Source organism: Mesorhizobium sp. BR1-1-2 (assembly GCF_020165435.1).
In the GTDB taxonomy this organism is placed as follows: domain Bacteria; phylum Pseudomonadota; class Alphaproteobacteria; order Rhizobiales; family Rhizobiaceae; genus Mesorhizobium.
The window spans coordinates 1-18666 of record NZ_JAIUID010000020.1 but is presented as its reverse complement, the minus strand read 5'-3'; the positions used below and the strand labels follow the sequence as shown (position 1 = coordinate 18666).

At 64.7% G+C, this 18666-nt stretch carries 14 protein-coding genes; 8 read left to right on the top strand and 6 right to left on the bottom strand.

Translation table 11 applies throughout. The features are described 5' to 3' along the window. Nucleotides 1-62 precede the first annotated feature (62 nt). The 3 genes from LB551_RS27395 to LB551_RS27385 are packed head-to-tail and all read left to right on the top strand — an operon-like array spanning nt 63 to nt 2952. The gene (locus tag LB551_RS27395) at nt 63-1235 is read left to right on the top strand and encodes a glycosyltransferase family 4 protein (protein ID WP_224661154.1); all 1173 of its coding nucleotides are present in this window, start codon (nt 63-65) and stop codon (nt 1233-1235) included. Next, nucleotides 1232-2026 carry a WecB/TagA/CpsF family glycosyltransferase gene (locus LB551_RS27390; protein WP_224661153.1) on the top strand — a complete coding sequence of 265 codons (795 nt, stop codon included), beginning with the start codon at nt 1232-1234 and terminating at the stop codon, nt 2024-2026. Before LB551_RS27395 ends, LB551_RS27390 begins: the two co-directional genes overlap by 4 nt. Beyond that, nucleotides 2023-2952, top strand: coding sequence for a DUF6492 family protein (locus LB551_RS27385; RefSeq protein ID WP_224661152.1), 930 nt, complete (start codon nt 2023-2025; stop codon nt 2950-2952). Before LB551_RS27390 ends, LB551_RS27385 begins: the two co-directional genes overlap by 4 nt. Nucleotides 2953-2997: 45 nt before the next feature. On the opposite strand, the gene LB551_RS27380 is transcribed toward LB551_RS27385, so the two are convergent. Continuing rightward, nucleotides 2998-4293 (bottom strand): lipopolysaccharide biosynthesis protein, encoded by a 1296-nt coding sequence (locus LB551_RS27380; RefSeq protein ID WP_224661151.1) that lies wholly within the window; start codon nt 4291-4293, stop codon nt 2998-3000. Nucleotides 4294-4492: 199 nt separating this feature from the next. Between LB551_RS27380 and LB551_RS27375 the strand changes: the two genes are divergently transcribed. From LB551_RS27375 to LB551_RS27360, 4 genes are all read left to right on the top strand, one after another. Continuing rightward, nucleotides 4493-7087: a Wzz/FepE/Etk N-terminal domain-containing protein gene (locus tag LB551_RS27375; protein WP_224661150.1), complete on the top strand. Its 2595-nt coding sequence runs from the start codon at nt 4493-4495 to the stop codon at nt 7085-7087. Between the two features lie 241 nt (nt 7088-7328). Further along, on the top strand, nt 7329-8228 hold the full coding sequence (gene folD, locus LB551_RS27370; protein WP_224661149.1) for a bifunctional methylenetetrahydrofolate dehydrogenase/methenyltetrahydrofolate cyclohydrolase FolD: 900 nt from the start codon (nt 7329-7331) through the stop codon (nt 8226-8228). Nucleotides 8229-8283: 55 nt separating this feature from the next. Next, nucleotides 8284-9246, top strand: coding sequence for a GlxA family transcriptional regulator (locus LB551_RS27365; protein ID WP_140501084.1), 963 nt, complete (start codon nt 8284-8286; stop codon nt 9244-9246). A gap of 89 nt (nt 9247-9335) precedes the next feature. Further along, entirely contained in the window at nt 9336-11000 is a 1665-nt protein-coding gene (locus tag LB551_RS27360; RefSeq protein ID WP_224661148.1) for a vWA domain-containing protein, read from the top strand. 69 nt (nt 11001-11069) lie between these two features. On the opposite strand, the gene edd is transcribed toward LB551_RS27360, so the two are convergent. The 3 genes from edd to zwf all read right to left on the bottom strand — a co-directional run bounded on the left by edd (nt 11070) and on the right by zwf (nt 15137). Further along, complete coding sequence (gene edd, locus LB551_RS27355; RefSeq protein WP_224661147.1) at nt 11070-12893, bottom strand: phosphogluconate dehydratase; 1824 nt, start codon at nt 12891-12893, stop codon at nt 11070-11072. 73 nt (nt 12894-12966) lie between these two features. Then, a complete protein-coding gene (gene pgl, locus LB551_RS27350; RefSeq protein ID WP_224661146.1) occupies nt 12967-13683 on the bottom strand; it encodes a 6-phosphogluconolactonase in 717 nt (238 codons plus the stop codon). After that, entirely contained in the window at nt 13665-15137 is a 1473-nt protein-coding gene (gene zwf / locus LB551_RS27345) for a glucose-6-phosphate dehydrogenase (protein ID WP_224661145.1), read from the bottom strand. The genes pgl and zwf overlap by 19 nt, the downstream gene beginning before the upstream one ends. Nucleotides 15138-15450: 313 nt before the next feature. Here zwf and LB551_RS27340 point away from each other — a divergent pair, with 313 nt between their 5' ends. Then, complete coding sequence (locus LB551_RS27340; RefSeq protein ID WP_224661144.1) at nt 15451-16197, top strand: SDR family oxidoreductase; 747 nt, start codon at nt 15451-15453, stop codon at nt 16195-16197. A 66-nt stretch (nt 16198-16263) separates the two neighbouring features. On the opposite strand, the gene LB551_RS27335 is transcribed toward LB551_RS27340, so the two are convergent. Both LB551_RS27335 and LB551_RS27330 read right to left on the bottom strand, forming a co-directional pair. Then, the gene (locus LB551_RS27335; RefSeq protein ID WP_224661143.1) at nt 16264-17118 is read right to left on the bottom strand and encodes an SH3 domain-containing protein; all 855 of its coding nucleotides are present in this window, start codon (nt 17116-17118) and stop codon (nt 16264-16266) included. Between the two features lie 224 nt (nt 17119-17342). Continuing rightward, nucleotides 17343-18629: an NAD(P)/FAD-dependent oxidoreductase gene (locus tag LB551_RS27330; RefSeq protein ID WP_224661182.1), complete on the bottom strand. Its 1287-nt coding sequence runs from the start codon at nt 18627-18629 to the stop codon at nt 17343-17345. Between the last annotated feature and the right edge of the window lie 37 nt (nt 18630-18666).

The window sequence follows — 18666 nt, the reverse complement described above, 5'->3', positions numbered from 1 at the left end:
CGCGCGCATTTAATCAAGGGTTCACCGCGCTTTGCTACCGGCTGCACCACAGGATAGGTGAGATGCATCTGCTGTTCGCCACATCGATCGTGCCCGATGGCGCTCTCGCCTCGGGCTACGAGATCGCCAATGCTGCAATCATCGCTGCCTTGCGGCGCGCCGGCGCGCGCGTCACCGTCATCGGCTTCATCTGGCCGGGGAAAGTGGCGGCCGATCCTGAAAACACCATCGTGCTGGGTGCCGTGGACGTGCGCACCGAAAATGCTTCAGCGCTGCAAAAGCTCGCCTGGGTGGGCAAGGCGATGCTTTCGGGCCTCACCTTCGCATCGGTGAAGTTGCGTGCGGTCTCCGATGCCGAAGTCCTCGCCGCCATCGAGCGCGCCGGCCCCTTCGACGGCTATGTGCTCAATTCCGTGCAGTTCGCCGGCGCCTTCGAAAAGCTCTTTGGCGACCGGCCTTCGATCTTCGTCGCCCACAATGTCGAGCATCTTTCGGCGCGGGAGAATGCCGCTGCCGCCCCGGGCGTCTTCCAGCGCCTGTTGTTCCGCCGCGAGGCAAGGCTGCTCGAGAGCGTGGAAGAGCGTCTGTGCCGCCGCGCGCGTTTCGTCTTCACGCTGGCCGAGGAAGACCGCTCCGCACTCGGCGTAGCCTCAGACGACCGCTCGGCGGTGCTGCCGCTGGTGACGGGCGCCAGGCCACCGGCGCACAACGGTCGGCGCAAGATCGAGTGCGACGCCGCGCTGATCGGCACCTGGACCTGGCAGCCGAACCGCATCGGGCTCGGCTGGTTCCTGGACAAGGTGGTGCCGCATCTGCGCCCGGACTTCCGCATCAGGATCGCCGGCAGCATGCCGTCTGATATCGTCTCGTCTCATCCCGGCGTCGCTTTCGTCGGACGCGTGCCGGACGCCCGGGCTTTCATACGCGGCGGCGCCGTCATTCCGCTCATCAGCACCGCCGGCAGCGGCGTGCAGCTGAAGACGATCGAGACGTTCGAGCTCGGCCTGCCCGCCGTTGCCACCAGCCACGCGCTGCGCGGCATCGACCATCGCCCGGTCAATTGCGCCGTCACCGACGATCCGGTCGCCTTTGCCAGGGCGCTGGAGGCCGCGGCGGCTGATATTCGCGACGTTGACGGCAGCGCGTTCCACCGCCGGCAGCTCAAGGCGCTCGATGCCGCCATCCGGCTTGGCCTGGAGAGGCTCGGTCCTGTCATGCAGGAGGCGTTTGCATGAACATGCACACCGCCCGCGCCGCGTTCGGGTCCGACACGTTGAAGACGATCTTCGGCATCTCCGTGCTCGCCATTCGCTGGGACGACGCGATCGCCCTGCTGACGCGGCTGATCGCGGAACGACGCTTCACCAAGGTCAGCTTCCTCAACGCCCATAATGCCAATCTCGCCTACACCGATCCGGTGTTCGCCCAGGCGCTCGACGATTTTCTCATCCTGCCGGACGGCATCGGCGTCGATCTCGCAGCGCAACTTCTCTATGGCGCGCCGTTCCCGGACAATCTCAACGGCACCGATTTCGTGCCGGCCTTTCTGCGGTCGGTGGCCCGACCGCTGACCGTGGGGCTGCTCGGCGCGACGCGCATCAATGCCGAGGCCGCGTCGAAGAAGCTCGCGGCGATTGCCGTCCAGCACAGATTCGTGGTCATCCATGACGGCTACTTCTCCGCTGCGCAGGAGCCGGAAATCATCGAACGGATCGCGGCGTTGCGGCCTGATATGCTGCTGGTCGCCATGGGCGTGCCGCGCCAGGAATTGTGGATCGAACGGCACATCGACGAGCGCCACTGCACGCTGCCGGTCGCGGTCGGCGCGCTGCTGGATTTTCTCAGCGGCGCCGTGCCGCGCGCGCCCTTGTGGATACGGCGCCTCAGGCTGGAGTGGCTGTTTCGGCTGGCGGTCGAGCCGGGACGGCTCTGGCGCCGCTATGTGGTCGGCAACCCCTTGTTCCTGTGGCGGGTCCTCAAACAGAAATTGTTGAACCCGCCCCAAGCCGCCCGAGACGTCCGTTGAACGAGAGGTTCGTTCCAGGCGCGATCGCCGAACCCGGACTGCTTCGGGCAATGCCGACGGCAGCCATGGTGACGGCAAGCTATGCGCCGGATTTCGAGCGTTGCCGCCTGCTCTGCGAAACCCTCGACCGGCACGTCACGGGCGTCGCGCATCATTACATTCTGGTCGAAGGCCGCGACGTCAAGTTGTTTCGCCGGTTGGAGAGCGCCAACCGATCCATCATCGACGAACGTGAGCTGCTGCCGCGCTGGCTGCATGTCTTCGACGATCCGCTCAGCCTGTTCCGGCGGCGCGTCTGGCTCAGCCTGAAGACTCAGCCGCTGCGCGGCTGGCACGTGCAGCAACTGCGCCGCATCGCAGTTGCGGCGCATGCACGCCAGGACGTCCTGGTCTTCTGCGATTCCGACGTCGCCTTCGTGAAGCCTTTCGATTGCGGCGCGTTCTGGCGTGATGGCAAGGCGCGGCTGTTCCGCCGTGACGGCGTGCTTGCGCAGGACGGTCATGACGAGCATCGCATATGGTCACGCAATGCCGGTTCCGCGCTCGGCATCGATCCGTCGAGGAATTCGGTCCACGATTATATCTCGACGCTGATCGCCTGGCGCCGCGACACCGTGCTGGCCATGTGCAACCGGATCGAGGAGGTGCATGGCCGAAACTGGGTCGAGGTCGTCGGCTCGGCGCGCAAATTCTCCGAATGCATGATCTATGGCCGCTATGTCGACGATCTGCTGGACGGCGCCGGCCACTTCCACGGCACGGAAGAATTCTGCCGCGTCCATTGGACCGGCGAGGCGCTGTCGGACGACGAATTCCGCCGCTTCGTTGCCGCCATGGCTCCCGAACAGGTGGCGATCGGCATGCAATCCTTCATCGGCACCGATACCGGCCGCATCCGCCGGCTGATCGGGCTCGACCGATCCTGATCCTGAAAACGAGTCGGTTCTCGGAAAGACTGCCCGGATGAAGGATCAGATCGCCTTCGCCGGTTTGCGCAGCGCCGAATAGGTCAGCAGCATCGACGCGAGATAGAGCAGCAGGAAGACGACGTTGAGCGACAGCACCAGCTTCGACGTGTCGGCAATGGTTGTCAGCACATAGGTCAAGAGCAGCGCCTTGAGAGCGGCGAGCAGGCCGAGATTGAGCGCCCGCACCAGCGTCTGGCCGCGCGCGAACAGAAGTTCCGCCTGGTATTCGACCAGATTGCGCAGTCCCGGAACGCCGATCGCAAGCGCCACCAGGGGAGCGGCCTCCGAGACGTTCTTGCCGAGCGCCCCGGGGAAGAAATGCAGCACCACGGCAAGCGCCAGCAGCGCCAGCGTCGAGACCGCGAATACGCCGCCTTCGATGCCGCTCTTGACCGCCACCCGTGACAAGAGCTCCGGGGCACGCATCATGCGCTGCACCAGCATCATGGAGAAGGTGCGGATCGGGATCGCCGTCAGGTCGACCAGCCGCATGATGATGGCATAGATGCCGGCCAAATGCGGGCCACCGATCGCCAGCACCAGAAGCTTGTCGAATTCCATCTGCAGGTAGAACAGCACCTCGGCGCCGGCGACATAGACCGAATCGGCGAGCCGCCTGAGATAAAGCTCGCTGCGCAGCCGCAGCCGCTGGCGCGGATAGAAGAGGCCGAACGCGAGCAGCAGCGAGGCGGCGTTGGCGCCGATATAGAACCAGGACCATACCCAGACGCTGTGTTGCGCCCATAACATGAACAGCACCGCGCCGGCTGCCCGCAACGCCGTCGCCAGGATCGCCAGCACGGCGGCACGGCCGAATTTGCCGAGGCCGTTGTTGACGATCAGCGCCACCTCCACCGGCCGCCACAGAAGCGCCTCGGCAAAGACGATTACCGCGAACACCGGCAGCGGCACGGTGCTGGCAAAGAAGATCAGGTAGACGATGTAGGAGGTTGCGGCGAGCAGCGGCAACGAGACGATGCCGAGCAGCAGGAAGCCTGCGGTGAAGGTGCCGATCAGGTTGGGGCGGATGGTGGCGGTGCGGTAAAGTGCCGAGATGAAGCCGAAGGCCAGAAGCCGCGACAGCATCACTCCGGCGGCCGAGGCGGTGGCGAACATGCCGAACTCGGCGATGGAAAGCGTGTTGGCCAAGGCGATGAAGTAGGCGAGTGAAAACACCAGCCGCCCGCCGGCGCCGCTGATCGCCGAAAAATAGTCGCGAACCAGCCCCCGTCTTTCGGCCACCAAGGTGCCGATCCGGGCGAGGGGCCGCCTCTGCGGTATGTCGCTGGCCTCAGTCATGGGTCAAGGAAAGGCATAGGCGGCAAAGTTTAACGTGCCCTTCTGAAATCTTCCTGCATCTGCTGAAATTCCAGGCACCCGGCATCAAGCAATGCTTTCGGCCTCTTAAAATTAACCTTTTGTTTCCTATGCTTGTTTAGCGTGGCTTAACAAATGGCCGACCGCCGCTGTCTGGCGGCTGAAAGTAAGCTTCGCGACAATGGGCGACAGGGAAAATCGTGAGGACTGGAGGCGCGAACGATCCTTGCTGGCGCTTGGCCAAGCCGTGCGCGGTGAGGACGAGGCATCGCTGGTCTCGCTAGGGGATCGGGCAAATCCGTCATGGCGCGAGGATGCCGCCACACGTCATCGCCTGGCGCGTTCGCAGCGCGAGGCGAAGATGAATCCGGCGCCTCTCGCATCCGCCGGAACGCAACGCTTGCAGCCGGGCGACGAGCCGGCTTCGGCATCCGCCGGCATTTCGCATTCGCACGATGGGGCCGGTATCGGCGGTTCGGACTCGGCGATGCCGTATGACGAGACGGTTCCTGAGATCGCCTCGAGAGTTGATTCCCAGCGCAGCACATCCGAACCGCTGAGCGCGAGCGAAGCGGGAACATCTCCTGGCGAGGATGCCGACAGCCAGCACTGGAAGCCCCTGATCGATCCAATGCAGGTGGTTCGCGGGGTCGCCAGGTCCAAAGCGCTGATCATCACCACGACGGTGCTGGGCGCGGCGCTCGGCGTTGCGATTGCCCTGTCGACGCCGAAGAAATACGAATCCACCACCGAGCTGATCGTCGACCCGCGCGACCTGAAGCTTACGGACCGCGATCTCACCCAGGCGGTGGTCATGCCCGACGCGGCGCTCGTCAACGTCGAGAACCAGATCAAGTTGCTGACCTCCGGCACCGTGTTGAACAAGGTTGTCCAGGAGCTCGACCTGGTCGACGACCCCGAGTTCAACGGCCAAGGCAATGGCCGCCTTGGCGTCATGTCGCTGATCCGCTCGATCCTGTTGCGCCAGGACGGACCGGGCGGTGTCGACCAATCCCGCCGCCTTTCCCTTGCCATCGTCAACCTGGCCGAGAGCGTTTCGGTCGAGCGCGGCGGCAAGACCTCCGTGATCACCATCGGCGTCACCACTCAGGATCCCCAGAAATCGGCACTCATCGCGGAAACGATGACGAAGGTCTTCCTGCAGACCTCGGGTGAAATCCAGTCCGACACTGCCGGCCGGGCCAACAACGAACTGACGGCGAAACTCGACGAGATGCGCAAGGGCGTCGAGGCGGCCGAGCGCAAGGTCGAGGATTTCAGGGCCACCCATGATCTTGTCGACGCGCAGGGCCATCTGATCAGCGACGACCAGATGCTCAAGCTAAACGAGCAGCTTTCCGTCGCCCGCGCCCGCACGCTGGAGCTGAACGCCCGCGCGGCCTCGGCACGTCAGGTCAACGTGAATTCGGTACTCAGCGGCACCTTGCCGGAAGAGATCAACTCCAACTCCATGAGCGATCTGCGCTCGCAATACGCAACGCTCAAGCAGGAGGCTGATCGGGCAGCGGTCAGGCTCGGACCGCGCCATCCCGAGCGCCAGGCGCTCGAGGCCCAGCTCACCGGCGCGCGCGAACGCATCGTCGCCGAACTCAGCCGCATCGCGTCGTCGCTGCAGGTTGACCTGAAACGCTCGGTCCAACTCGAACAGGACCTTGCCTCCCGCCTGGCGCAGATGAAGGTGCGCAGCGGTGACGTCAACAGCGACCTTGTCTCGATGCGGGAGCTGGAGCGCGAGGCCTCGGCCAAGCGCTCGGTCTATGAACAATATCTCCTGCGCGCCAAGGAGACCGGCGAGCAGAAGAATATCAACACCGCCAATATGAGCGTCATCTCGCCCGCCTCCATTCCGCTGGAGCCGAACGGGCCGTCGCGCGCCGTGGTGGCGCTTGCCGGCCTGCTGCTGGGCTTTGCCTCCGGCGTCGGCCTCGGCGCCATGCGCGGCGCCTATGAATGCCTGCGTGAGACCGCCGGGTCACGATCCCGCCGTGACCGCAAGATAGAGGAACGCCGGGTGCCGCTCGATGACCAGGCATTCCGGGCGCCGCCTCCGCCGGCGCTGCCGATACCGCAAGCATCGCCGCCGCAATCACCGCCGTCGCCGCCAGCTTCAGTGCCGCCGCTTGCCGCGCAGGCCGGGGCCGCTGCCGTCGAGAGCCCAGGACGGATCGGCGCGCTGGTGTCCAGGCTGCGCAAGGCTGTGTCCCGCAAGCCCGCCACCGAGGTGCAGGACGAGGCGTTTCCCGGTGCATCTGCGTCGGCCCCTGTCGCCGAAGACGGCCGGCCGGCGAACGCTCCTGCATTTCCCGACTATCAGGCTCCGGATTCCGCCTTCGGGCATCGGTCGCCAGCTCCAAACTATCCGCGCCCATCTTTTCAGCCAGCCGCGGACACCGGCTACCAGCGGCCCATGGGATCGCCATCAAGGTCGCCCCTGATGCCGCAGCAGGCGATGCATCCGGTCGCGTCCCATCCCTATGCGCAGCCTTTGGTTTATCCGCACATGCAACCTTGGCAGACGCGGTCGCCGGCAGGCCATCCCCAGGCCACGGCGCCCTATGGCGCGCCGATGCCCTACCCGCCCGCACCCGCTCCAGCTCAGCCGTCGGCCTATTCCGCCGCGCCGCTGGAGCAGCCCGCCGCCGCCGAGAAGGGCGCCGAGCAGGCGTCGATCGAGGAAATTCGCGCCAGCCTGCGCGAATTTCGCGAGGCTGTTCGCGAGCTTACCGAGAGCCGCGCGGGCCGCCGCTATTTCTGAGCCACAAGATAGTCTCCTGTGTCGAACAAAAGCGCGCCGGTTTCGCGTAAACGGCATCGGACGGCGCTTTGACGGGATTGCGTGTTCGAATTTTCGTCAAAATGCCGCGCGGTGTCTTTGCTGGAGACGCAGCCCGGCTGGCCGGGCCATGCAGGCTTCGGCGCACGCTTGAGAAAAGGATCCAAAGCGCCGCATTTTCGGACGCGGCCGGTTTGGCGGAACGTATCGAGGGGTGATTCATATGGCCGAAGTGATTGACGGCAAAAGCGTTGCCGAAGACGTGGTGCGGACGGTGAAGACCTTGACCGCCGAGCTTGTCGCCAAGGGCCATGTCCAGCCCGGCCTCGCCGTGGTCATCGTCGGCGAGGATCCGGCGAGCCAGGTCTACGTCGCCTCCAAATCCCGCACCGCCAAGGAATGCGGCTTTCATTCGGTCCAGCACACGTTGCCGGCGGATACCTCCCAGGAGGCGCTGCTCAAGATCATCGCAGACCTCAACGCCGACCCCGCCATCAACGGCATCCTGGTGCAGCTTCCGCTTCCCGCCCACATCGATGCCGGCAAGGTCATCCAGGCGATCGCGCCGCACAAGGATGTCGACGGCTTCCATTTCATCAATGTCGGCAAGCTCGGCACCGGCGAACTCGACACCGCTTTCGTTCCTTGCACGCCCGCCGGCTCGATGCTCCTGATCGAGCGCGTGCGCGGCAAGGACCTGTCGGGCCTCAATGCCGTCGTCGTCGGCCGTTCCAACATCGTCGGCAAGCCGATGGCCAATCTCCTGCTTGCCGCCAATTGCACCGTCACCATCGCGCACAGCCGCACGAAGGATCTGCCGGGGCTGGCCCGCACCGCCGACATTCTCGTCGCCGCCGTTGGCCGGCCGGAGATGATCAGGGGCGATTGGGTGAAGCCCGGCGCAACCGTCATCGACGTCGGCATCAACCGCATCCCGGCCCCGGAGAGGGGGGAGGGCAAATCCCGCCTCGTCGGCGATGTCGCCTATGCCGAAGCGGCCAAGGCCGCCGGCGCCATCACGCCCGTGCCCGGCGGCGTCGGGCCTATGACCATTGCCATGCTGATGGCCAATACGTTAGCCTCCGCCTACCTTGCGGCCGGGTTGAAACGGCCCTCCTTCTGACCACCAGAAAGCAGCAGCTTTGCCGAACCCAACTATTCCCTTGGAACGGCCGGTCATGAATGATCCCGTTCAAGGCGGCCGGCAATTCGCGTTCCTGCTGGTCGACAAGTTCTCCATGTTCTCGCTGGCCGCCGCGATCGACACGTTCCGTTCGGCGAACCGGCTGCTCGGCCGCGATTTCTACGGCTGGACGACGGTATCGGCCGATGGCGATCCGGTGATGGCGTCCAACGGCTTGCCGCTCAAGATCGACTATGCGGTTGCCGACCTGCCGCCGGTCGACATCCTCTTCGTCTCCGTCGGGCTGACCACGGAATTTCCCGGCAAGAGCAAGGTTCTGGCGGCGCTACGCAGTTGGGGCCGGCGCGGCAATGCGCTCGGCGCGCTGTCGGTCGGATCCTATTTGCTGGCCGAAGCCGGCCAGCTCGACGGCTATCGCTGCACCATCCATTGGGAGAACCGCGCCGGCTTCGTCGAGCGCTTTCCCGACATCAACTGCACTGGCAACGTCTTCGAGATCGACCGCAAGCGCTACACCTGCGCCGGCGGCACCACCTCGATTGACCTGATGCTGGAGATCGTGCGCGGCGACTTCGGCTCGAACCTCGCCAACGGCGTCGCCAACCAGTTCCAGCACGAGCGCATCCGCTCGGCCGGCGACCGCCAGCGCGTCGGGCCGGAGCGCGACCTCACCGGCAAGTCGGAGAAGCTCAGGCGCATCGTCGAGCTGATGGCCGACCATCTCGACGAGCCGCTCTCGGCGGTGCAACTCGCCAAATCGGCTGGCCTTTCGGTGCGTCAGGTGGAGCGGTTGTTCCTGCGCCACCTCAACGTCACGCCCGGCCGCTACTACATGCGGCTGCGGCTGGAGCGGGCGCGCGAATTGTTGCGCCAGACCAACATGCCGATCCTCGACGTGGCGATCGCCACCGGCTTCACCTCGCATTCCTATTTTGCCCAGAGCTATCGGCTGCAGTTTGGCCGCCCGCCTTCCGAAGAGCGCCGCACCACCTACTAAGCCGCGGACAAGCCGCGTCCGGGCTTGTGTCCCAAGGTGGGCTCAAATAGCTTCAGCCGGCGGACGGGGCGGCTACTCAGGAGATTTCGATGGCGGGATTTGCACGGAGCGTCGCTGCGGCGTTTCTCCTTTTGTCGATGACGACATTCGGCTTTGCCGCGAACAAGGTCATTGTCATCCTCGACGCTTCCGGGTCGATGTGGGCGCAGATCGACGGCAGGCCCAAGCTCGAAATCGCCCGTGAGTCGCTGAGAAGCGTGCTGCAATCGGTTCCCGCCGACGATGAACTCGGTTTCATGGCCTATGGCCATCGCGAGAAAGGCAGTTGCGAGGACATCCAGTTGATCGTACCGCCGCAGGCCGGCTCGGCGAGCGCGATTTCGGCCGCGGCCGACAGCATGAAATTCCTCGGCAAGACGCCGCTGACATCAGCCGTCAGGCAGGCGGCCGAAGCGCTGAAATACACCGAGGACAAGGCGACCGTCGTTCTCATCACCGACGGGCTCGAGACCTGTGGCGGCGATCCTTGCGCGCTTGGCAAGGAACTCGAATCGTCCGGCGTCGATTTCACAGCCGACGTTGTCGGCTTTGGCCTTACGGCCGACGAAGGCAAGCAGATTGCTTGCCTCGCCGACAACACCGGCGGCAAGTACATCCAGGCGTCGGACGAGAAGGCGCTGCGGGAAGCTTTGGTCGAAACCGTCGCCGCACCGGCACCCGAATCGGCCCCTGCACCCGAACCGGCTCCAGCGCCTGCACCGGAGCCCGCAAGGCCTGTTTTCAATTTCCAGCCGAGCGTGGTGATGGCCGAAGGCGGCGAGCCGATCACCGACGGCAATGCCTGGGAGATCTACAAAGCCAACCCAGACGGCTCGCGCGGCGAGTCCGTCACCACCGAATACGGCACCTATAACGGCAATCTCGATCCCGGCGACTATATCGTCGTTGCGCGCGACGACGAAGCCAAGGTTGAGCAGAAGGTCAAGATCGAAGCCGGCCAGATCTATAAGCCGCTCTTCACCCTGAACGCCGGCACATTGATCATCCACCCACATGCAAGCCAAGGCGCCGAGATCAGCAGCGAAGCCCGCGTCGATTTCGCCTATCCCGGTGGCAGCACCACCCATTACGGCGACACCCAGGCCATCGTGCCGGCGGGCGAACAGAAGGTCACGGTGCAGATCGGCGCCGGCACGGTGACGCAAACAGTCCAGCTCGCCCCCGGGCAGACCGTTGAAAAGGACCTCGTGGTCGGCGTTGGCCAGGCCGTGCTCAATGCCTATTATACATCGGGCGGCGACAAGGCCGACAATTCGGCCATCGGCTTTGAGATCGTCAAGGCGAAGAAGAAGATCGACGGCAGCCGCGACAGCGTCGAGCACTCCTATGGGGCCGACAGCAAGTTCTGGCTGCCGCCCGACGACTATGTGGCGGTGACAACGCTCGATCTCGCCGTCGTCGAGCAGCCTTTCAGCGTCAAGGCCGGCGACAGCCTGGATGTGAAGGTCGTGCTCGATGCGGGCGTGCTCGCAATATCGGCGCCCGGCGCTTATTCGATTGAGGTGCTTTCGTCGAAAAAGGACATCGAGGGCAAGCGCAAATCGCTCGGCTTCAACTACGGCGACAACTGGCAGCAGACGATCCCGGCCGGCGATTATGTGGTTGTCCGGCATATGTCGGATGAGGGTCATGACAAGGAGATGCCGGTGACAGTCAAGGCCGGCGAACGGACCGAGATCACCGTCGCGGAATGATGGCTGGGGTTCCCGAAGCAAAAAGGGCGGTTCCGAACCGCCCTTTTTCATGAATTCCTTGCAGATGGATCAGGCGGTTCCAAACGCGCTGGCCCCGTGGTCGGCGCGGCCGACCAATTGCCGGAATCCGGCGAAGAGCTCACGGCCGAAGCCGAACTCATTGCCGATGAGATCGGCTTCCGCTGTTCGACGCAGCGCGAATTCCGCTGCCGGTACCAGCACTTCAAGCGTGCCGGCATCCGCATCCAGCCGGATGATGTCGCCGTCGTGGATCCTGGCGATCGGGCCGTCCTCGACCGCTTCCGGCGTGACATGGATCGCCGCAGGCACCTTGCCGGAGGCACCGGACATGCGCCCGTCCGTGACCAGCGCGACGCGCTGGCCGCGATCCTGCAGGATGCCGAGCACGGTGGTCAGCTTGTGCAGTTCCGGCATGCCGTTGGCCTTCGGTCCCTGGAAGCGGATGACGGCGATGAAGTCGCCGGTAAGCGTGCCGGCCTTGAAGGCCTCGTTCAGCCCTTGCTGGCTGTCGAACACCTTGGCCGGCGCCTCGATGAGGCGTCGTTCCGGCTTCACCGCGGACGTCTTGATGACGGCATGGCCGAGATTGCCGGCCAGCACTTTGAGGCCGCCCGTCGGCTGAAAGGCTTTCTTGAACGGCGCCAGCACCTTCGCGTCGCCACTCGCGCGCGGGGCGGCTTCGCGCACGACGCTGCCGTCGGCACCGAGCTTTGCCTCGACTGCGTAGGGCCGCAGGCCTTCGCCCCATACCGTCTGCACATCTTCGTGCAGCACGCCTTCGTCGAGCAACTCGCGAATGAGAAAGCCGAGCCCGCCCGCGGCGTGGAAATGGTTCACATCCGCAAGCCCGTTGGGATAGACGCGCGCCAGGAGCGGCACCGCTTCCGAGAGGTCGGAAATATCCTGCCAGGTCAGCGCGATGCCAGCGGCTGCGGCCATGGCGATCAGATGAATGGTATGGTTGGTCGAGCCGCCGGTCGCGTGCAGGCCAACGACGCCGTTGACGATCGAACGCTCGTCGATCATCCGCCCGACCGGCGTATAGGCGTTGCCAAGCGCGGTGATCGCCAAGGCCCGCTTCGTCGCCTCGCGAGTCAAGGCGTCCCGCAGCGGCGTGCCCGGATTGACGAAGGAAGCGCCTGGTGTGTGCAGGCCCATGATCTCCATCAGCATCTGGTTGGAGTTGGCCGTGCCGTAGAAGGTGCAGGTCCCCGGTCCATGATAGGACTTGGACTCGGCCTCCAGCAGTTCGGCGCGTCCTGCCTTGCCCTCGGCGTAGAGCTGGCGGACCCTGGCCTTTTCATCGTTGGGCAGGCCTGTCGTCATCGGCCCGGCCGGAATGAACACCGCCGGCAGATGGCCGAAGGTCAGTGCCGCGATCACCAACCCGGGGACGATCTTGTCGCAGACGCCCAGATAAACAGCGGCGTCGAACATATTGTGCGACAGGCCGATCGCGGCCGCCATGGCGATGACATCGCGCGAGAACAGCGAAAGCTCCATGCCCGGCTGCCCCTGGGTGACGCCGTCGCACATCGCCGGCACGCCGCCGGCGACCTGGGCGATGCCGCCGGCCTCGCGCGCCGCTTCCTTGATCAGGGCCGGGAAGGTCTCGAACGGCTGATGCGCCGACAGCATGTCGTTGTAGGAGGTGATGATGCCGAGGTTCGGCACCTTGTCGCCGCCCAGCGCCACTTTCTCGGAGGGGCTGCACACGGCAAAGCCATGGGCGAGGTTGCCGCAGGACAGCACCGCCCGGTTGGCGGTCCGGTTCGATGCCTCGGCGATACGGCCAAGATAGCGTTCGCGGCCCGGCTTGGAGCGTTGGCGGATGCGCTCCGTGATGGCTTCGATATCGCGTCTTGCGGTCATGGCATCAGGTCCTTTTCAAGCGAGGTCCCGGAAACATCCTCCCGCCGTTTACCGGGACCAGATAAGTCTAGAATTAGGGTGCCCAGAAAACCTCTACAGGCCTGGGGGCGGCGTCGAGCACGGCGCGGATCGGCTTTCGCGGACCGGGCGCGACCGCGCCGTCGAAGGCGGTGCGTTTGTCCTCGCCCTCTATGTGCAGCGCCAGGAGGCCGGCACCGATGATGCGGGCCAGCGACAGGGTCAGCCGCGGCTCGCCGGCGCTTGCCGCATGAACCGGCAGCACGATCCTGTCCGAGGACGGGTCCAGCAATTTCGCCAAATCGTCGGCGTCGGGAAAGAATGAGGCGGTGTGGCCGTCAGGTCCCATGCCGAGCACCGCGACGTCGAGCGGCCAGGACAGGGACTGGAGAGCCGCATTGTCCGATGCCGCGGCATCCTCGATGCTGACGGCTTCGTGGTAGAGCGGCACGAACCGTGCCGCCGCAGCCGCGTTCTGCAACAGATTGGCGGCAACCAGTCCGGCATTGGAACGCGGCGAGGACGCCGGCACGAAGCGCTCGTCGATCAGCGTCACCGTCACCTTGTCCCAGGCTATCGGCATTCCCGACAGGGCAGCAAAGAATTTTGCCGGCGTCGTGCCGCCGGAAACGGCCAGCAACGCCGTGCCGCGCGCCGCGATCGCCTTTGCCAGCCGGTCGGCGACGCGGCCGGCCAGCGCCGCCGCCAATTCCGCGCGATCGGAAAAGCCGTTCCAGTTGTAGCTGGCGCTGTTCAATTGCTCTCGTGCCATGTCCGTCCGTCACGTTCGATAAGCGCTATCGAGGCCGAAGGTCCCCAGGTGCCAGCCGTGTAGCCCTGCGCCTCCTGCCTGGCGCTTTCCCAGGCGTTCTGGATCGGGTCGATCCACCTCCACGCGGCCTCGACCTCGTCGCGGCGCATGAACAGCGTCTGGTTGCCGCGCACGACATCCATGATCAGCCGTTCATAGGCGTCGGGCGCGCGGCCGTCGAAGGACTGCGCGAAGCTCATGTCGAGCGAAATCTGCCGCAGCCGCATGCCGCCCGGACCCGGATCCTTGATCATGATGAATTGCTTGACGCCTTCGTCGGGCTGCAGCCGGATGACCAGCTGGTTGGCGAAGATCGGCCCGGCGCTGTCGCCGCCGAAGATCGAATGCGGGATCGGCTTGAACTCGATGACGATCTCCGAGACCCGGGTTGCCAGCCGCTTGCCGGTCCTGAGATAGAACGGAACGCCTGCCCAGCGCCAGTTGCCGATCTCGGCTTTGATCGCGACGAAGGTTTCGGTGTTGCTGTCCTTGCCGAGCTCCTCGACATAGCCTTTCACCGGCCCGCCTGCGGAGGCGCCGGCGCGGTATTGTCCACGGACCGTGTGCTTCGGCGCCTCGTGGCCGTTGATGCGCTTGAGCGCGCGCAGCACCTTCAGCTTCTCGTCACGGACGGCGTCGGCGTCCATCGACGAGGGCGCTTCCATGGCCACCAGGCAGAGCAGTTGCAGCATATGGTTCTGCACCATGTCGCGCAGCGCGCCGGCCTTGTCGTAATAGGTGACACGGTCTTCCAGGCCGACGGTCTCGGCGACGGTGATCTGCACGTGGTCGATATGGGCGGAGTTCCACAACGGCTCGTAGAGCGCATTGGCAAAACGCAGCGCCATCAGGTTCTGCACCGTCTCCTTGCCGAGATAGTGGTCGATGCGGAAGATCTGGCTTTCGTGGAAATCGTCTCCGACCAGATCGTTGAGCGTTTGTGCCGAGGCGAGGTCGCGTCCGATCGGTTTCTCCAGCACGATGCGCGAGTTCGGCGTGATCAGATCGTGTTCTTTCAGCTTGTGCGAGATGTCGCCGAACAGCGCCGGCGCCACCGCCAGATAGAAGGCGCGGATGCAGTCGCTGTCGCCGATCGCCTTCTTCAGCCTGTCGAACCCCGCGCCGCTCGTCGCATCGGCCGGGACATAGGAAAGCCGCGCCAGGAAGGTCTTCAGCTCGTTGGGGTCGATATCGGCCGCCTTGACGTGGTCGGAAATGGCCTGCTTGGCGAAAGCCCGAAATTCGTCATCGGTCATCTTGGAGCGCGACGTGCCGATGATGCGGGTCGGCTCGGAAAATTGATGGTCGCGCTGGCGATAGTAGAGCGACGGCAGAAGCTTGCGTTCCGACAGGTCGCCGGTGCCACCGAAAATGATGAAGTCGAAAGGGTCGACGGGGATGATCTGGCTGGTCATGGTCTGTCCGCTTTGACGCCGGTCGCGAGTACGCGGCTTATGTATTCTAATCGATTTAAATTTTCCAGTGCCATGGTGTCACATCGAGGACCGATCGCTACATATTTGCGTCGGTCCAGATGTGTGCTTGACACTGGCACCAGGCGGAGGCTTGTCGGCAAACGACAACTCCGCCAAGCCTTCGCAGTTGCAGCATAGGACGTGAATGTGACGAAAGCTAAGGGAGAATCAGCGCTCTGCCTGTTGCGGCACAGGCCATGCCGCCGGCAGCCCGCGGTAAAAGCCACGCCATGAACCCAGGGAGCGGAAAAACATGCGTCTGAAGGACAAGGTTGCCATCGTCACCGGAGCCGCTTCGGGTTTCGGCGAGGGCATTGCCCGGCGCTTCGCCGAGGAGGGCGCCAGGATCATCGTGGCCGACCTCAATGCCAAGGGTGCCGAACGCGTAGCCGGCGACATCGGCGAGGCGGCGATCTGGACCCAGACCGACGTTTCGCAGCGCTCCGAATTCGACGAGATGGTCCATGCCGCCAAAAGCGCCTTCGGCCGTATCGACATCATGGTCAACAATGCCGGGTTCACCCATCGCAATGGCGACATGCTCGAAGTCGACGAGGCGACGTTCGACCTGATCACATCGGTCAACATGAAGGCCATCTATCATGCTGCCCTTGCCGTCGTGCCGATCATGGAGCGGCAGGGCGGCGGCGTCATCCTGACCACGGCGTCGACCGCTGGCCTGCGGCCTCGGCCCGGCCTCACCTGGTACAACGCCTCCAAGGGCTGGGCGATCACCGCCACCAAGTCGATGGCGGTGGAACTCGCGCCCAAGAACATCCGCGTCAACTGCCTGTGTCCGGTGGCCGGCGAGACCGGAATGCTGGAAAAGTTCATGGGCGCCGACACACCCGAAATCCGAGAGAAATTCCGCGCCTCGATCCCGCTCGGCCGGCTTTCGACCCCGCTCGACATCGCCAATGCGGCCCTGTGGTTGGCATCCGACGAGGCCGCCTTCATCACCGGCGTGGCGCTGGAGGTCGACGGCGGGCGCTGCATCTGACGCATCGTCATCACTGCCCCCAACCATCGGCCCGGCCGTACCTGGCTTGATCGAGACGCTGGCGCGTCAGGCGCCGGTCTTGATGTAGGTTTTGTAGACCCAGCCTGTCTTGCCGTTGTAGACGATCTGGCACCAACGCTTGCAACTCATCACTTGCACCGAGGTCTTGGCGGGCACCGTGACGATGGCGGCTGCATTCTTCTTCGGGCCGCTGCGCATGGTCACGGCCCTGAGGATGCGTCCGGTGCCAGCCGCGGCCGCTTTGCGCGGTTCGGCCTTGCTGTCATCATCCTGCTGCGCCGCAGACTGCTGTGGTTGCGCGGCAGGAATGGCGGCGGTCTGCGCGCCATCGGGACTGCTGCCCGCCGCCGGGGCAGGTGCGGCGACCTTGGCGAGCTCGGTGGCGGCGTCGGTGTCGGCAGCGGGTTGCGCGAACGCCGCGGCCGCCGCCGGCTTGTCAGGCGCCTGCCCGGCCTTGCTCGTCGACTGGCCGGAAGCGGCAGGCTCGGAAGCCGGTGCGGTCTTCGACTGGGAAGCGGTCCAGCGCGGGTCGTTCGCCGCGAGCGCCGGAATGGCGGCTTCCGCGACAGCCACGGTCGGCGAGACCTGGTCGGATTTTCGCGCTGCTTGCGGCACGGCCGCCGCGGCCACCGTGATCCCCGCCGGCGCGATCTTCGTCGTCTTCACAGGAACGGCTGGAATGGCTTGCTCTGGATTGGCAACCGCTTGCCGCTCGTTCGCCGGCAACGCCAGCCAAAGGGCCACCGCGGCCACGCCGAGCAGCGCGGCCGTGCCGACCGCGGCAATCACCAGATGCGAGTTCGAACGGACTTCCTGCCAGAATGACGGGCGCATGTCGTAGCCGAACTGCATGGCAAAGCGCCGACGTTCCGGAGCACCGAAACTGAAGGGCTCTCTCACTCTTGCCACCTCCATAAGGGGCCGATGTTCTTCGATCAAACACCGCAACGCGTGCGTCGATCACACCGGTCCCAAATCAAACAGCGGGCGGGCCCGCAGAAAATCCCCGTCTATATTCGCCCAGAGAATGCACTTTTTGCCCGCGATTGTGGCATCAGTGCGCCATTGCTGAAGATTCTGCAACGCTTGGATGTCGCAGCCCCCATGATATTACTCAACAATTGTTAAATCCTGTCGCGCAACGCGAACCAGTTGAGCGCCAGGAAAAGCAGCGGCGCGCGCAAGCGCCGGCCACCGGGAAACGGCGGAATCTTCAGATCCTCGATCAGCTTCAGCCGGTCGCGGTTGCCGGCTACCGTTTCGGCATAGAGCTTGCCGAAGAAGTTCGACAGCATGACGCCGTGGCCGGAATAGCCGCCGACGGAGATCACATTCGGCATCACTTCCCGCACGAACGGCTTTCTCGGCACCGTGATGCCGACATAGCCGCCCCAGCCATGCGTGATTTCGACGTCCCTCAGTGCGGGATAGAGTTCCGCGATCTGGCGGCGGATATGGATATGGATGTCCTTGGGATCGTTGACGCCATAGACCTCGCGCCCGCCGAACAGCAGCCGGCCGTCCCTCGACTTGCGGAAGTAGCGCACGACGAAGCGGGAATCATCGACCGACTCGCCGCCCGGCAGAACGTTCGAATCCGCTCCAAGCGGCACGGTCGCGCCGATGAACGAGCCGATCGGCATGATGTGCGCGGCACTTACCGGTTCGAGCGTGCCGCCATAGGCATTGACCGCGATCAGGCATTTCTGCGCTGTGATCGTCCCCTTGGCTGTCGAAACCTTCACCGTGCCGCCGCTCGAAACAATGCCGGTCGACGGCGTCGCTTCGAACAATTGGGCCCCGGCCTGTGCCGCCACCCGCGCCGTGCCGATCACCAGCTTCATCGGATGGATATGGCCTGTGCCGGTGTCGCGCGTCCCGCCGAAATAGGCTATCGAGCCCAGCCGCTGCGCAGTTTCCGTCGCATCCATGAACGAAATATGCGGATAGGAGAAGCGGCCGGCCATGATCTCGGCATGCGCCTTGTAGTCGTCGACGTAGCGCGGCTTGTGCGCAACCGAGAGCTGGCCCGGCATGTAGTCTATTTCGATCTGGTTGGCGGCTGCGAATTCAAGCAGGTGCGCCTTCGCCTCCTCGGCGAGATCGAACAGTGTCTTGGCCCGGGAAAACCCGTATTCGGCCTCCAGCTCCTCGGCCCAGGCGCGCTGCCCGGTGCCGAGCTGGCCGCCATTGCGCCCGGAAGCGCCGTCTCCAAAGCGATACGCCTCGATCAAAACGACATTGGTGCCCGCCTTGGCCAGATGCGCCGCCGCCGACAAGCCGGTGAAACCACCCCCGACAATAACGACGTCGCAGCTGCGGTCGCCGTCCAGCGCCGGATACTCGGGTCGCGGGCCGGCGGTGTCCTCGTACCAGGAACGGCCGGGGGAGATCGGGGATTGGTAGGGCATGATGCTCACGGAGTAGGGCAGTAGGGGAGTAGGGGAG

Bases quoted from the DNA above. Each gene is read 5' to 3' on its own strand.
- LB551_RS27395 (WP_224661154.1), top strand. From the start codon at position 63: ATGCATCTGCTGTTCGCCACATCGATCGTGCCCGATGGCGCTCTCGCC.
- LB551_RS27390 (WP_224661153.1), top strand. From the start codon at position 1,232: ATGAACATGCACACCGCCCGCGCCGCGTTCGGGTCCGACACGTTGAAG.
- LB551_RS27380 (WP_224661151.1), bottom strand. From the start codon at position 4,293: ATGACTGAGGCCAGCGACATACCGCAGAGGCGGCCCCTCGCCCGGATC.
- LB551_RS27375 (WP_224661150.1), top strand. From the start codon at position 4,493: ATGGGCGACAGGGAAAATCGTGAGGACTGGAGGCGCGAACGATCCTTG.
- folD (WP_224661149.1), top strand. From the start codon at position 7,329: ATGGCCGAAGTGATTGACGGCAAAAGCGTTGCCGAAGACGTGGTGCGG.
- LB551_RS27365 (WP_140501084.1), top strand. From the start codon at position 8,284: ATGAATGATCCCGTTCAAGGCGGCCGGCAATTCGCGTTCCTGCTGGTC.
- LB551_RS27360 (WP_224661148.1), top strand. From the start codon at position 9,336: ATGGCGGGATTTGCACGGAGCGTCGCTGCGGCGTTTCTCCTTTTGTCG.
- edd (WP_224661147.1), bottom strand. From the start codon at position 12,893: ATGACCGCAAGACGCGATATCGAAGCCATCACGGAGCGCATCCGCCAA.
- pgl (WP_224661146.1), bottom strand. From the start codon at position 13,683: ATGGCACGAGAGCAATTGAACAGCGCCAGCTACAACTGGAACGGCTTT.
- zwf (WP_224661145.1), bottom strand. From the start codon at position 15,137: ATGACCAGCCAGATCATCCCCGTCGACCCTTTCGACTTCATCATTTTC.
- LB551_RS27340 (WP_224661144.1), top strand. From the start codon at position 15,451: ATGCGTCTGAAGGACAAGGTTGCCATCGTCACCGGAGCCGCTTCGGGT.
- LB551_RS27330 (WP_224661182.1), bottom strand. From the start codon at position 18,629: ATGCCCTACCAATCCCCGATCTCCCCCGGCCGTTCCTGGTACGAGGAC.